Raw genomic sequence first — 14,341 nt, 5'->3', positions numbered from 1 at the left:
GCCCCATGAACCTCGACGAACTCACCCAACGCCTGCACCAGATCCGCGACCAGAATGACTGGCGTCCATTCCACAGCCCAAAAAACCTGGCCATGGCTGCCAGTGTGGAAATGGCCGAGCTGGTCGAAATTTTCCAATGGCTCAGCGAAGACCAGTCGCGACAACTGCCGGCTGAGCAACTGGCGCATGCAGGGCAGGAAGTGGGCGACATCGTTTTGTATCTGCTGCTGATGTGCAGCGAGTTGGGGCTGGATATGGATCAAGTGGTGCGCAATAAACTGGCCGACAGCGAACGGCGTTTCAGCAAATGAGCGACCGTCATTTCGATCTGCTGGCGACCCGTTTTGCCGAAAAAATCTATGGCGGCGCCAAAGGTGCCATCCGTCTCGCCGTTCTGCAGGCTGACCTTATCGAGGTGCTGCCTGACCGGCCTCTGCGGGTCCTGGACATCGGCGCCGGGTTGGGCCATATGTCGTTGTGGCTGGCCGAACGCGGGCATCAGGTGACGCTGGCCGAACCGGCCGAACCCATGCTCGACAGCGCACGCCAACGCTTTGCCGATGCAGGGCAAAGCGCGACTTTCATTCAGGCCTCCTGGCAACAATTGCTCGGCCAACTGACCGAACCTTATGATCTGGTGATCTGTCACGCCGTGCTGGAATGGCTCGCAGAACCCCACGCGATCCTGCCAGTCCTGCACCAACTGACCCAGAAAGACGGCTGGCTCTCGCTGGCGTTTTATAACCGCGACGCCTTGATTTATCGCAATCTGCTCAAAGGTCATTTCCGCAAAATGCGCAAAAATGACATGGCGGGAGAAAAGCAAAGCCTGACCCCGCAACAACCCCTTGATCCGCGCGAATTAGCGGCGCAACTTGAACCTCTGTGGCGGGTCGAAACCCAAAGTGGCGTACGGGTTTTCCACGACTATATGCCGCCTGAATTTCAGGCCAGGGTCCAACTCGCGGATTTGCTGGAAATGGAACTGGCCCACCGTCGCCACCCTGCCTTTGCAGGCTTGGGGCGCTATCTGCACTGGATGTGCAAGCCACAGTAAGTTGTTCATCGCCAAGAGGCTCATAGCGGAGACCATCATGACGTGCCGCCTCGCTTTAATCCTGCTCTGCCTGGGCCTCAGCGCCTGTCAGAGCAGCAATCCCTATGTCGCCAGCGCCAACCCTATACCACCGGCACCGGCGCAAGCGGCCAATACGCTGGACCTGAGCGCCTACCCGGCACCGACCCGCGATTATGGGCGTTATCGCAACTGGGCCTGGGTCAACGGCCAGCTTCCGACAGGTTCGGCATGGGCGGATTCGGCGCAACTGGCTGAAGCTATCGGCAATGGCCTGGATCAGCGCGGCTTACGCCCGGCGATGAACAATCAACCGGCAGACGTGCGCGTGAGCGCCGATGTGCGCCTGGAAACACGCCTGCGACAATACCGTGAGGACGCCTACAATCCTTACTACGGGGGTGGAATGGGTTATAGCCATTACGACGGCTATCACGGCGGCGGTTATGGCGCGTATGCAACGGTCCCCATCGTGCGTACGTATCAAGAGCAAGTGATCGTGGTGCGCATCAGCCTGTTCGACGGCCAAAGTGGTCAACCTGTGTGGAGTGCGAGCGCCGAAACGGCCAGTGGCGGCGACCAGTCCGCCCGTGGCAAGGCCTTGCGTCAGGCGGTGCAGCAAGCCCTGAAGGCGTACCCTCCCTCGTAATCGTTACCGGAGAACCATCATGTTTCGCCCCTTGGCTGTACTGTCTCTCGCGTTGCTGCTCGGTGCCTGTGCAACCCCGGTCAACCGCGACTTCGATGCCTCAAGGGACTTTGGCGCCTATCGAACCTGGGGCTGGAAAGAGCCAGGGGTTCAATACCGCCCCGATGATCCTCGGATAAAAAGCGACCTGACTGAACAACGCATTCGCCAGGCAGTGGCTGAGCAACTCGATCAACGCGGGCTGCGCATGGCACAGACAGGGGGCAAAGCTGATGTCCAGGTGCAAACCTACCTGATTGTCGAGAACCGTCAGCAGATGATTAGTACCAACTATGGCGCCGGTCCATGGGGTAATGGCTGGGGCGGATGGGGAGGCATGAGCGAAACCCGTAGCGTCGACTACAAGGTCAGCACCCTGCAAATCGATTTGCTCGACGGCAAAGACGGCAAGCTGGTGTGGCGCGGCAGTACCGAACAGATTGTGGACACCGGCACGAACAACCCGGCCGCCCGCGATACAGCGATCCGGCAGACCGTGGCCAAGGTGCTCATGCTCTATCCGCCACGCTGAGCAGATCCTTCAGACCGGCCCTGTGAGGTCGCCACGACGATGCGGATCAAGCACAGGGGATCGATTCAATCCACCACGCTGAATTCAACCCGCGCGGTGTGCCCGCCTTCATCGAGGACGCTGAGTTGATAGCGTCCCAACCGGCTCAGGGTCGGGTTGAAGCTGCCCTGGTCAGCCGTGTCGGCCATGGGCACACCATCGATAAACCACCAGCGCCGACCACTGCCGCCCAACGCCGAGAGCGTGAGTCGCAGCAGGTCCTTACTGCCGGTCGGCAGGCGCAACTGATCACCCTCGCGCACACCGACCACCGACAAAGGTGCTGCCAGGCTTGAGGCTTGGGGTGGGCACTCGGGATCGCTCGGCGGCAGACGGGCGTCACGGCGCTCCAGGCGGGGCAGCCAGGGCTCCAGCGGCGCAGGCCACAATGCTATGTCCCGAGGCTGTGCGTCGGGGCAATTGGCAGCAACCCGCAGGCCTTTGCCGTTGACCCAGACTTTCTCCAACAACCCCAGGCCGAGCGGTTGATCGGCGGCCTGCAAGGTCGGCGGCGTGGTGGTGTCCAGCGTCCAGGCGAAACGCTGACGTCGGCAGTTCGGATCGCTTTTACTCATGGGCTGGCCCAATGGCCAGCAGATCGCCGCGACACCCACGTTCATCGGCACCGGTTGCACGGGGGCGGCAATGCCGCGTTGGCTGTCGCGGTTGATCAGCATGTCATGCACCTGGAGCATCAAGGGTGCCGCCGACGCCAGGCCGAATTGCCCCGGTACCGGCGTGCCATCCGGGCGACCGATCCAGATGCCGATCAGGAACCTTGGCCCCACGCCAATTGCCCACGCATCGCGAAAGCCGTAACTGGTGCCGGTCTTCCAGGCCAGCACCGGGCGCTGGACCAGGTCGGCGTGGGGGTCGATATCCGGCCGCGCCTGACCGCTGAGAATACGCCGCACGATCCACGCGGAACCGGGCGACAGCATCCGTCGTTCGCGCAATGTGTCTTGCGGTTGCAGGCGCAGGTTGGCGCTTTTCCCGCCGCGAGCAAAGGCACTGTAACCGCTGACCAGATCTTCCAGGCGACTGCCCGCGCCCCCCAGAATCAAGGACAGATTCGGCTCGGCCAACGGTGGCAGGGTCAGCGGCACACCGCCGTTGCGCAACTCGGCGGCAAAGCGTTTCGGGCCGTACGCTTCGAGCAATTGCACCGCTGGCAGGTTCAGCGACATCGCCAACGCACTACTGGCCGAGACCGCGCCACTGAAGCCAGAGGAAAAATTGCCCGGACGATAATCGCCATAGCGACGCGGCACATCCTGCAGCAGTGATTCGGAGTGAATCAGCCCGGCGTCCAGCGCCATGCCATACAGAAAGGGCTTGAGGGTCGAGCCCGGGGAACGCAGCGCGCTAATCATGTCGACGTGGCCGAAGCGCCGGGCATCGTTGATATCAACCGAACCGAGGTAGGCGCGCACCGCCATGGTCTCTTCCTCGACCACCAGAATCGCCGCCGACGTGTGCTCCGGTAAGCGCGCGCGCCAACCGAGCAGCAAATCCTCCAGACGCCGCTGTAAGGTAGCGTCGATAGTGGTACGAATCAGCGGCGGGCTGTCGGCGCGGTTCAAGCGCCGGGCGAGCAGCGGCGCAAGGCTCGGTTCCTGACGCGGCGCCAGGAGCAGCGGTTCTTCCAGTGCCTCATCGACCGCTGATGGTGGCCAGACCTCAAACTCGGCCAGCCGCGTGAGCACTTTGTCCCGCGCTGCCTGCGCTCGCTTGGGGTGGCGGTCAGGGCGCAAACGACTCGGCGCCTGAGGCAAGACCGCAAGCAACGCCGCATCGGCGCGGGTCAGCTGCAAGGGCGATTTGCCCAAATATGCCCAGCTGGCGGCCGCCACGCCCTGCAACGTCCCACCGAAGGGCGCCCGGTTAAGGTACAAGCCGAGGATCTGATCCTTGGACAAGTGCCATTCCAGCTGTGCCGTGCGCCACAACTGGCGCAACTTGCCAGGCAGGGTTCGCGAATGCGGGTCAAGCAACCGCGCCACTTGCATCGACAACGTGCTGCCGCCCGACACCACCCGTGCGCCGCTGAGGTTCTGCCAGGTCGCCCGGACCAACGCCAGCGGGTTCACCCCCGGATGTTGATAGAACCAGCGGTCCTCGTACGTCAGCAAAGCATCAAGGTAATACGGCGACACCTGATCAGTCGTCACCGGGTAGCGCCACACGCCATTGGCATCGGCAAACCGCCACAGCGGCGTACCGTCCTCGGCCAGGACCACTCGTGCCAGATCGTCCTTGGGCAGCGGCAACGGCCAGAGATGGTCGGCCAGCCACAGCAAGGCGATCAGCAGCAACAGGCTGCCAATCGTCCAGCGCGCAAGTTTTCGGGGATTCAAACGCAAGAGCCTCTATTATCTCGGGAACTCGCCGAGACGACCGATAGCCCAAGCGAACACAGGTGTTCTTTTATCAGCCTCATCAGGAATCAGACATGCAGGTAGAAAGCTTTTTCGAATGGCTCGGCCAGGCGCTGGGCGCCGTGATTCGATTTATCGTGAATGGATTGGATGGGCTATTCAATCTGCTGGCTCATGCAGGTGGCAATTTTGTCGAAGGCCTGTCCAGAACGCTGGGGATGGACACGTCGCTGATCAGCATCCTGGCGCTGATCATCGGCCTGATGCTGTTGTACTCCGCCATCCGCGCCTTCATGCGCGCCTCGATCGTGTTCGGCATCTTCTATCTGATTCTGGGCCTGTGGTTATTGAGCTGGATAATTCACTAGCAAACGCCGCCCACCTATAGGCGCTGCCGAAAGCTGCCTTCGGCAGCGCCTACAAAGTGAACGATTACAAGCTACTTCCCCTTCACTACCATCTGCGCTGGCGCGTCACCCAATGCCTGCCAGTTCGGCCGGTACATGGATTCAACCTGCGGCGGTGGCACGCGGTAGGTGCCCGGTGTCACCGCTCGCGCCAGGTACAGCAGGTGCGTCGTGTTAAACGCGTCCAGGTTCAGCGCAGCCACATAACGGTCATCGCGGAACTCCTGATGTTTGAGGCCGGCGTTCTGCATCGACTCACGCCACTCTTTGACCTCACTGCTGGCGTCCGCCAGGCTCGCCGCACTTTGCGCCAGGTTCTGGTTCTCCAGTTCCAGACCGGCTGGTAGCAAGTCCACCACCAGCGCATCGGGCACCCGCTGTTTGGCCTTGACCTCGAGATGGACCAGCACCAGCTCACCACTTTTCAGCGCATTAAGGTTCAGCCCCTGGCCCTTCATGCCCAGGTACTCGCGGCGAATGCTCAGGTTCTCACCCCCAGGCAGCGGCGGCTGCTGTGGATAGCCGGAAATAGTCAGCTGTTGATACAGGGTCGTGCTGCCTGTGTTCTGCAACGATAGCGGCGATGCCAGGGTTGCGCCTTCAAGCTTGAGGCCCGGCTGATGGTTGCTCAACTCAAGCGTTTGCGTGCCGCTGCTCAATTGCGCAGCCCAGTTGGCTTCCGGCTTGCCGAGCACACCACGCCCGGCAAGGAACAGCGAGTTGCGTTCCTGAGTCGACAACCATTGCGTGGCCGCCAGTTGATCCGAGAGCTCAAACAGCCGCTCTTCGCGCTTGTCTGCCGCCAGATTGTTCTCTTCGAGCAATGCGAAAATCAGCGCCTGATCGCGCAGCGGACTGCCATAGTCGGCGAGCCAGTCATTGGCTTTTCGGGTAGCCGCAAGACCGCCGATCAGCGCCTGTTCGGCACGCGGTTTATCACCCATTTTTTCCAGCGCTATCGACAGCTGCACCAGCGGCAAACCCGAGCGCGCATCGGTGCGCCGATCAAACAAACTGCGCAAAGCGCCCAACGGTGCCTGTTGGCTACGCGCCAGCACCAAGCCGGCGTAAGCCTGCACGGCAAAGCGGGTGTGTTCGGCATCCTCGCTGTAATTGACTTCGATCAGATTGCGTTCCTGCACGTAACGCAGCAGCCGTTCATTGGCTTTTTTCAAGGCCTCAGGTGGCACGGAAAATCCCTGTTCGCGGGCCCGCAGGAGGAAATCGGTGACGTACGCGGTCAGCCAGTATTCCTCTTCGCCATCAGCGCCCCATAAACCGAAGCTGCCGTTGTAACGTTGCATACCCAGCAGTCGCTCGATCCCCAGCTCGATCTTGCGCTTGCGATCGGCATCAGGCTCGCCTTCCAGGCCCAGGCGTTTCAGGCTCGCGGCATCGGCATACAGCGATGGGTACAGGCCGCTGGCGGTCTGCTCCAGACAGCCATAAGGGTAGGCTTTCAGCGCCCGAATCTGCTCGCCAAGGTTCAGCGGCGGCCGACTCGACACCGACAGCAACGCTTCGCGCCCAGCCGGTTCGAAGGCTTCAAGCGCGCCCTCGGGCAGGCTCCAGGCTTGATCCTTGAGCACCGCACGGTAGTGTTTGAGCAGCGCCGGGTAGGCCGGCCGCACACCCAAGGTCCACTCGCGACTAAACGCTGGCAAGCTTTCCCCCGGCAAGTCCAGCCCTTGCACGACCACCTTGATTTTCCCTTGGCCAAAACCACCGTCGGCGCGTACCGGAATCTGCAACGTGATGCGCTGGCCCTGGGCCAATTCAACACTCTGACCGGCGCTGGCGGCATTGATCACGCTCAGTTGCCCTTCAGCACTGAGTTGTACCTTCAGCGTTTGTGCTTTGCCGGACAAGTTCGACAGGTCCAGTGCCAGTTGAGTCTGATCGCCTCCCGCGAGAAACCGTGGGGCTGACAGCTCGGCAATCAGCGGCGCGGCGACCACGGTTTTCGCTTCGGCCATGCCATAACGCTCGCCCGTCCAGGCCTGCGCCATGATCCGTAGCTCACCGTTGAAGTCGGGGATATCGACACTGATTTCACCTTCGCCCTGCGCATTCAGGGTCACCGGCGCGCTTTGCAGCGCCACGATGTTCACGCTGGTTTCAGGACGTTTACCGCCCTTGGCCAACGCTGCATCGCCACCGAACGCCAGACTCGCCAAACGGCCCCGCCCTGCTTCGATCAGTTGCCCGTAGATGTCCAGTTGATCAGCGCCATACGCCTTGCGCCCGAACAGGTTGGCGAACGGGTCCGGCGTCGGGTACTCGGTGATATTAAGGATGCCCACGTCCACGGCAGACACCAGCACATGCACCTCTTTGGGCACGCTGCCGTCAGCGTTTTTTGCTTGCAGCTTGACGGTCAATGGCTGCTTTGGCCGCATTTTCTCGGGTGTCGTGACCGTCAGCGCCAGCTTGCGTTGTGATCGGTCCAGCGGCAGATGAAGCACGCCCACCGCACGTTTCGGGGTGATATTGGCTTTGCGTTCGCCCGGTCGAATCACCAGCGCGCTGATGTACAGATCATGCCGCGTCCATTGTTTATCCAGCGCAATATCGAAGCGTTTGCCTTCGGCCGGCACGTCGATTTCCTGCCACCACAACGGTCCGTCGCTGGACTCGACCAACAAGTAACCCTTGCCTGCCGCCGGAGGTGTGACGGTGACGTTGACCGTATCGCCATCGGCGTAAGCCGGTTTGTCCAGCGCCAATTTGACCTGATCCGGACGCACCGCGCCGCCTTCGGCGTTGTCCTGCCAGCGGTAGCCGGCCCAGAAGCGCAGGCTGCTGATCATCCCGGTGGCCGGGTCTTCGACTTCGACGCGGTAAGGACCCCACTCTACCGGGAAGCTGATTTTGACGGTGTCGCCTTGTTTGATGCTCAGGGTTTCTTCGTCGAGGTTCAGGAACTTCTCGTTATAGCGAGAGCTCCAGCCATCGCTCTCCGAGTAGTTCCAGTAGTAGTCGCGGCGCTCACGCACCAGCCGCACCTTGAGGTTATCGGCGGCCAGTTTGTGGCCTTCGCTGTCAGCCACCAGCAGCTCGAATTCGGCCGGACCGTTGCCATCGGTCTGATCACCGTCGAACAGGGCTCGCAGCCCCGGCAGACGGTCTGCTGGCCATACCGGTTGCACCAAACGCCGGGTAATCGGACGTCCGCCAGACTCTTGCAGACTGGCTTGGAGTATCAGTTGCAGCGGCGATTTGGCCTGCGCCCATTTGCTCTCCACCTCGAGGGTCAGCTCGCCATTGGCGTCGAGGGTGCTTTCTTCCAGGTCCAGGTCCTGACTCAGTTCCTCTTCGGTGATCGAGCCAAACTGGTAACCGGGCAAGGCGTTTACTGCGTCACGCAACGGCCGGACATACAGCTGACCCGTCAGGCGATTACCCGATGCCGGGGCGCCGTACAGGTAGCGGCCATTGATGTTGAAATCAGCGTTGTCGGCCGGGCTGAGCGCTGTGTCGCTGCCCTTGATTTCCAGCGCCAGACGCTCCGGCAGGAAGTCCTCGACCTGGAACTCATACACCTGCGGTTTGCCGTCTCCCAAATCGAAGACCAGTTGCCAGCGCCCGGTCGGCGCTTCACCCGCGAGTTGCAATTGATATTGATAGAGCGATGTCGCATCAGCTTCCCAGACGAACTTGCGGCTGACCTGTTCATCCGGTCGACGCACTTCGACGCTAATCGGTTGCGGTTTCACGTCCTTGCCGTCGCTGTCACGCAGCAGGCCGTTGAGCAACACGGTTTCGCCGGGGCGATACAGATCACGCGGGCCGAAGACGAAGAATTGCAGGGGGTGGGCTTTAGGCCCCGTGATATCGAATTCGGCCAGGTCCAGCGCCGCGCTGTTCAGGCGCAGCAGGCTGGTCTGTTCACCTTGATGCGCCAGCAGCACTTCAGCCTTGGCGGGCAACGGTAATTGGGCGTGCCCGGCGTTATCGGTTTTGCCCTGGCCGACCACGCGACCATCGGCGTCATACAGTTCAAGCTCGATACCGCTCAGGGCCTTACCGCCCTCCAGCGCTTGGGTGAACACGTCCAGACGATTCTGATAACGATGCACCGACAGGCCGATGTCACTCAGGGTGAACAAGGTCGCAGGCTGGGAATAGTTGTAAGTGCCCGAGGCACGCATGACCGCCAGATAGACGCCTGGCTGTTGCAACGGCTTGAGACCGGCAATCGGCAGCAACAGGGTTTCCCGTGTATTGCGCGCCGGGTTCAGGTCAAAGCGGCCGCCATAGACCAGATCGGCCATCGGCAACAGGTCTTTGGATTCATAACCCTGCAGGGTGCTGCTACGGCCCCATTGGCTGAGAAACGCAGGCAGGGATTCGGGCTTGATGCGGAAGAATTCAACATCGACCTTGGCGACGTTCAACGCGATCACCGGCAGACCTTCGGCCAACCGGGTCGGCAACAAGCTGCCACGGCTGGCGAAACCGACGGTGGCTTGCAGATCGCTGGTTTCCAGGCGACTGATGTATTCCGCGGCGAGCTTGGCCTTGTTCACCCCGAGCAGACCGGCATCCAGGGTCAGGACCAATTTGCGCTGAGGCTCAAGATGGCGCAGACGCAGCTCCATCAAATTGTCGGAGAGCTCCCAGGCGCCGTCGACCTTGCCGGTTTTGGTGTCCACCAGGTGCAGCTTTTCAGCGAACTTCTGCTCCGGGTCCAGCGGCACGGAAAAGCTCACGGACAGGGTGCTCGCGCCGTCGACCTGGATTTCCGAGACATCGACCACCGTCAGTTCACGGCCCGCATAGCGTTGGCTCAGGGCGGGAAGATCCAGTGCGGGTTTGGGCTTGCTCGACTCAACGACCGCTGCGGCCGGATTGGGTGCGGAGGCCGGCGCAGCCTTGTGTGAAGTGGACGAATCGCAGGCGCTTAGCAGCGTCAGCACACAGGCCAGAAACAATCCTTTGTTAAGCATGGGTCACTCATCGGCAGCGGTAGTGAGAGGGTGAACTATAGAGCAACCGCGTCACCGGAGCCCACCTATAGGTGTTACCGCGATGTTGCGCAGCAAAACAAGGTCCAGTTCAGCCTTCTGCCAGAGTCGGGAACGAGTTTGATTCGCATAAACCTCTCGGATTGCTACACTGCCTGCCTTCCAGGGAGCTTTCATGTCGACACTGCTGAACGATTGGCGCGACCGCCCTACCCATCGCCGGGTCTGGGCGCTGGCGGGACCGATGATTCTGTCCAATATTTCCGTGCCATTGGTGGCATTGGTCGACAGTGCGGTGATCGGCCATCTGCCGCATGCCCATCAACTGGGCGCAGTCGCAGTGGGTGCCAGCCTGTACACCTTCCTCGCCTGGGCCATGGGTTTTCTGCGCATGGGCACCACGGGGTTTGCCGCACAGGCTGCCGGGCGCAGCGATGGAGCAGCGCTGCGGCAAATCCTGTTGCAAGGGTTGCTGCTGGCCGTGCTGCTGGCGCTGGTGCTCGGCGTCTTCGCCTTACCGTTCAGCCAACTGGCGCTGAGCCTGATGCAGCCCTCGGCCGACCTCAAGCAACTGACCCTGGATTTTTTCCACACCCGCCTGTTTGGCCTGCCTGCTGCACTGGCCAGTTACGCGCTGGTCGGCTGGTTTCTCGGCACCCAGAACGCCCGTGCCCCGCTGGCGATTCTGTTGACCACCAACCTGGTGAACATCGCCCTCAATCTGTGGTTCGTGATTGGCCTGGAGTGGGGCGTGGTCGGTTCAGCGCGGGCCTCGGTGCTGGCTGAATGGACCGGCGCCCTGCTCGGCCTGGCGCTGACCCAACAAGCACTGCGTGCCTACCCCGGCAAGGTCGCGTGGGCGGTACTCGCCTTGTGGCAGAGCTGGCGGCCACTGTTGGCGGTCAACCGTGACATCTTCATTCGCAGCCTGGCGCTGCAATCGGTATTTTTCCTGATCACAGTACAAGGAGCCCGATTGGGTGACGCCACGGTGGCCGCCAACGCGTTGCTGCTCAATGGCCTGCTGCTCACCGCTCATGCACTGGACGGGCTGGCCCATGCCGTGGAAGCCTTGTGTGGTCACGCCATTGGCGCCCATGACCGAGCCGCGCTGCGCCGTTCGCTGACGGTTGCCGCCAGTTGGTCACTGCTCGCCAGCGTCGCGTTCGCGGTGGTGTTCATGTTCGCCGGGCATCTGTTTATCCAGATGCAGACCGATATCCCGGCCGTGCGTGAGACCGCTTTTATCTACTTGCCCTATCTGGCTGCTCTGCCGCTGGTTGCGGTCTGGAGCTACCTGCTCGATGGCCTGTTCATCGGCGCGACCCGTGCGCGGGAGATGCGCAATGCCATGGTGCTCAGCGTGGTGCTCGTGGCGCCGATGGCCTGGTTCGCCCAAGGCCTGGGCAATCATGGACTGTGGCTGACGTTCATGGTGTTCATGCTGCTGCGCGGCGCGACGCTGGGCATACTCGCCAGGCGCCTGAACCGCAGCAATAGCTGGTTTTCCAGCACCGGACATTGACCCCCACTCCTTGAGCTGACCGCGCCCGTAAAACTACGACCGTCCGCCCTCCCAATAGGTACGCACGTTGTCGAAACGTGCCTGCTGCCCCACGTCTGCCGGGTTCGAGGGCAACGGGGCTGTCGGAAACCTGGCCCTCAACCCGAGCCATTCATCAAGAATCAGCGGATCATTGAAGCCAAGGCGCAGGCCTTCCTGAAGATGGCGCAGGGTCTTGCGGTAACTGTTGTCTGTCGCACCGCTCCAGAAATACGCATGGCGTTCCAGCAGGCACTGTTGCAGCTTTTTCTCTTGCTGGACGCTGAGTTGGGGTTCGGCCGTCAACGGCGGAACCTCCAGCTTCGGATTGTTCAGGTACAGCCGGTCCTTATAGTCATCGGCTTTGTCTGCCCAAGTGCCGCCGACCCAACTGATCGAGTCTATCGGCCCCAACCAGCGACTCAACTCCTGAACGTCCATCGAGTCGAAAAAATAGGAGGCGGTCTGTGCGTTGTAATAGGTGATCAAGCCTTTGTAGTGATCGCTGAACCGGACGGTGAGCATGCAGCGCAGGTGCGCCAACAATTCATCGGTGGGCGCCGAGCAAAAAATGGTCAGGCCGGGCCATTCTGCTGCCTCCTTCTGGCAGACAACGCTAAAGGGTTCATCGGGGCTCAGGTACACCAGCAGCGGGCCCTGTTTGCGGATCAGGTGCATCTCCGTGTCCGCCAACAGCTCGTGGTAGCGGGTGCGGGCGAAGCGTTTTTTGAACTGACTGGCCAGGCCGGGCACGCTTGGCGTATCGAGCAATAGCCATTTATTGTGAGGCCCGTAAAAGCCGTTGAAATCGGATTCTTTCATGGCGCGCCCTCCCCATCGATTAGCGCCATCGCCCGACAGGCGCAGGGCGTCCTTTGGCAGTGGGCAAAACTTCCGCCCGAAGGCAGCTGACACAGGAGGATCAAAGGGTGACTGGCCTGAAACAGCTCCAGCAGTTCGTTGGCGCGCGCGCGCAGCTCGGCTTCATCGCGGAGCTTGTCGGCTGCAGACTGCGGCGCAGGGTCCACGTTGAACATGATCTGCGCACTGCTCAGCTTCAAACCGTCACGCCCCAGATGAACCGAGCTACCCCCCACGCGGAACAACAGGTCGCTGTCTTTTTCGAACGTCAGCGTTATCCCGCCAGACAATTCGATTTTTTGCCCCTCGCTGACAAACGTTCGCTGATCGAGGCGCATCCGCAGAATCTGCTCACCCTCACGCAGCACCCCATTCGCGTCTGACCCGGCAGGTTCAGAAACAGACTCGGAATGGGCACCCGCTGCGCGGTCAAAGCACTCTGCATCCTGACGTTGCAAGTACGCGGTGATCTCCGGCTGATCAGGGTCGCCGTGGATAAAGCTCACCATCACCTCCATGCCGACCCTCGGTTGGGCGCTCTCGTCATCGCCCTCGCCGACCAGCACCGAAGACACCGGCACCCAACAACTGGCGTATTGCGCGCCCTCGCCTTGACGCCCCCAGTCGAACTGCACATTGACCCGACCCAGCGAGTCGCAGTGAACCTGATCGACAACGGGCCCCACCACCCGCGCGCGCTGCACACCCAGCATGGGTGGCCGAACCGCCGCAGGCGAAGGGCGAAAGCCGACCTCCCACGGCGTCGCCTGGAAATGATTGCTGTACGGCGAGTCGGCGCTGATGACAGCGGCCAGCAGCTCATCGAGTTCCTGCGGCTGATAACCCCGGTGCTGAACCTCGGTCAGCAGCCAGAGATGATTCCACTCTTTTTGCGGATGCCCACTCAACGGCAACAGCAGTCCAGCGCCCAGATAAGGCGACGTACTTTCGCCCTCGGCCTGCTCCAGAGCGCGGCGACTGTCCTGCCCGCCGTCAGCGGCGCTGACGGAAAAGTGAGTAACGGCATGCCGTTCGGTCGCGACCCGGCGGGGCTTTATTTGCGCGGGTTCCGTCTGAAAAGGACAGGTCGGCGCACGTCGAAAGCCGCCCTGGCTATCCCCGAACACCAACATATGGCAGCGCTTTGAATGCTGAAAATGGTAATAGATGCCCTCTTCTTCACACAGACGCTGGACGAACTGCAAATCCGACTCGTGGTGCTGCGCGCAATACATGCGTTCACGGTACGTACCGTTGAGTTCAAAACGGTGTGCATCGGCGCGAATGCCATGCTCCTTGAGCACCCTGGCAATGATTTGCGGGGCTGACAGGCCTTGAAAGATGCGCAGGTTAGAACGCCCGGCAAGGCACGCGAGCCGAGGACCAAGGCTTAAACGGTAGTGGCCGAGATGCGGCCCCCGGCGGCTTTGGTCTGCACCCTGGATCTGCCCGTTGATCCCGGTTTTAGTGTCAACGAAGCTCAACCAGGCCGAGCGGTACATCAGGCTTTGCAGGTTCAGGTCGGAGGACTCGCTGACCACCTCCAGCTCAAACGCAAAAGGCTGGTTGATCGCTTCCGTGCCGGTAAACGACAGCACGTTGAGCCTGTGGGACAGGTTCGGGATATCCAGACGAAAAAAAGGCTCGGTGACTGGATCCAACATCGGCGGCTCCTCTACTTGGGTACGACCGGGGATTCTCGCCGAGAGAACCCTCCGAGTAGAGGGCTGGAACGCAGAACAGGAAAGAGCCTACAAAAAAACACGACAAGGCAGACAGATAGCCAGACACACGAACGGGCCACATTCAGGGCCCGTTCGTGTACAGCTCAGCCGCCGCCGATCAGGCAGT

General features: G+C 61.3%; 10 protein-coding genes. 6 read left to right on the top strand and 4 right to left on the bottom strand.

Annotated elements, in window-relative coordinates; all coding sequences use genetic code 11:
* Nucleotides 1–5: 5 nt before the first annotated feature.
* Genes K0F75_RS14440 through K0F75_RS14425 form a run of 4 tightly spaced genes read left to right on the top strand, consistent with a single transcriptional unit; the run spans nt 6 to nt 2,295 of the window.
* Nucleotides 6–311 carry a nucleotide pyrophosphohydrolase gene (locus K0F75_RS14440; protein ID WP_219062549.1) on the top strand — a complete coding sequence of 102 codons (306 nt, stop codon included), beginning with the start codon at nt 6–8 and terminating at the stop codon, nt 309–311.
* The gene (locus K0F75_RS14435) at nt 308–1,057 is read left to right on the top strand and encodes a methyltransferase domain-containing protein (RefSeq protein ID WP_219062548.1); all 750 of its coding nucleotides are present in this window, start codon (nt 308–310) and stop codon (nt 1,055–1,057) included. The genes K0F75_RS14440 and K0F75_RS14435 overlap by 4 nt, the downstream gene beginning before the upstream one ends.
* A 37-nt stretch (nt 1,058–1,094) precedes the next feature.
* Nucleotides 1,095–1,724, top strand: coding sequence for a DUF4136 domain-containing protein (locus tag K0F75_RS14430; RefSeq protein ID WP_219062547.1), 630 nt, complete (start codon nt 1,095–1,097; stop codon nt 1,722–1,724).
* 19 nt (nt 1,725–1,743) lie between these two features.
* On the top strand, nt 1,744–2,295 hold the full coding sequence (locus tag K0F75_RS14425) for a DUF4136 domain-containing protein (RefSeq protein WP_219062546.1): 552 nt from the start codon (nt 1,744–1,746) through the stop codon (nt 2,293–2,295).
* Nucleotides 2,296–2,360: 65 nt separating this feature from the next.
* Here K0F75_RS14425 and pbpC read toward each other — a convergent pair whose 3' ends face one another.
* A complete protein-coding gene (gene pbpC / locus K0F75_RS14420) occupies nt 2,361–4,691 on the bottom strand; it encodes a peptidoglycan glycosyltransferase PbpC (RefSeq protein WP_219062545.1) in 2,331 nt (776 codons plus the stop codon).
* Between the two features lie 95 nt (nt 4,692–4,786).
* Between pbpC and K0F75_RS14415 the strand changes: the two genes are divergently transcribed.
* Entirely contained in the window at nt 4,787–5,080 is a 294-nt protein-coding gene (locus K0F75_RS14415) for a hypothetical protein (RefSeq protein WP_219062544.1), read from the top strand.
* A gap of 71 nt (nt 5,081–5,151) precedes the next feature.
* On the opposite strand, the gene K0F75_RS14410 is transcribed toward K0F75_RS14415, so the two are convergent.
* Nucleotides 5,152–10,068: an alpha-2-macroglobulin gene (locus tag K0F75_RS14410; RefSeq protein WP_219062543.1), complete on the bottom strand. Its 4,917-nt coding sequence runs from the start codon at nt 10,066–10,068 to the stop codon at nt 5,152–5,154.
* Between the two features lie 193 nt (nt 10,069–10,261).
* Between K0F75_RS14410 and K0F75_RS14405 the strand changes: the two genes are divergently transcribed.
* The gene (locus tag K0F75_RS14405) at nt 10,262–11,611 is read left to right on the top strand and encodes an MATE family efflux transporter (RefSeq protein WP_219062542.1); all 1,350 of its coding nucleotides are present in this window, start codon (nt 10,262–10,264) and stop codon (nt 11,609–11,611) included.
* A 33-nt stretch (nt 11,612–11,644) separates the two neighbouring features.
* Here the strand turns inward: K0F75_RS14405 and K0F75_RS14400 are convergent, their stop codons facing one another.
* Both K0F75_RS14400 and vgrG read right to left on the bottom strand, forming a co-directional pair.
* Nucleotides 11,645–12,451 carry a DUF4123 domain-containing protein gene (locus K0F75_RS14400; protein ID WP_219062541.1) on the bottom strand — a complete coding sequence of 269 codons (807 nt, stop codon included), beginning with the start codon at nt 12,449–12,451 and terminating at the stop codon, nt 11,645–11,647.
* On the bottom strand, nt 12,448–14,154 hold the full coding sequence (vgrG, locus tag K0F75_RS14395) for a type VI secretion system tip protein VgrG (protein ID WP_219062540.1): 1,707 nt from the start codon (nt 14,152–14,154) through the stop codon (nt 12,448–12,450). The genes K0F75_RS14400 and vgrG overlap by 4 nt, the downstream gene beginning before the upstream one ends.
* Nucleotides 14,155–14,341 lie beyond the last annotated feature (187 nt).

The sequence above is a fragment of the Pseudomonas sp. UMAB-08 genome (genome assembly GCF_900095225.1).
Taxonomy (GTDB): domain Bacteria; phylum Pseudomonadota; class Gammaproteobacteria; order Pseudomonadales; family Pseudomonadaceae; genus Aquipseudomonas.
Note: the sequence above shows the minus strand (reverse complement) of the source record. Positions and strands in the feature narration are given on the sequence as shown.

What these genes read in the sequence shown, in the direction of transcription:
- K0F75_RS14430 (WP_219062547.1), top strand. Translation starts at nt 1,095, where the DNA reads ATGACGTGCCGCCTCGCTTTAATCCTGCTCTGCCTGGGCCTCAGCGCC.
- K0F75_RS14425 (WP_219062546.1), top strand. Translation starts at nt 1,744, where the DNA reads ATGTTTCGCCCCTTGGCTGTACTGTCTCTCGCGTTGCTGCTCGGTGCC.
- K0F75_RS14400 (WP_219062541.1), bottom strand. Translation starts at nt 12,451, where the DNA reads ATGAAAGAATCCGATTTCAACGGCTTTTACGGGCCTCACAATAAATGG.
- K0F75_RS14410 (WP_219062543.1), bottom strand. Translation starts at nt 10,068, where the DNA reads ATGCTTAACAAAGGATTGTTTCTGGCCTGTGTGCTGACGCTGCTAAGC.
- K0F75_RS14405 (WP_219062542.1), top strand. Translation starts at nt 10,262, where the DNA reads ATGTCGACACTGCTGAACGATTGGCGCGACCGCCCTACCCATCGCCGG.
- K0F75_RS14435 (WP_219062548.1), top strand. Translation starts at nt 308, where the DNA reads ATGAGCGACCGTCATTTCGATCTGCTGGCGACCCGTTTTGCCGAAAAA.
- K0F75_RS14440 (WP_219062549.1), top strand. Translation starts at nt 6, where the DNA reads ATGAACCTCGACGAACTCACCCAACGCCTGCACCAGATCCGCGACCAG.
- vgrG (WP_219062540.1), bottom strand. Translation starts at nt 14,154, where the DNA reads ATGTTGGATCCAGTCACCGAGCCTTTTTTTCGTCTGGATATCCCGAAC.
- K0F75_RS14415 (WP_219062544.1), top strand. Translation starts at nt 4,787, where the DNA reads ATGCAGGTAGAAAGCTTTTTCGAATGGCTCGGCCAGGCGCTGGGCGCC.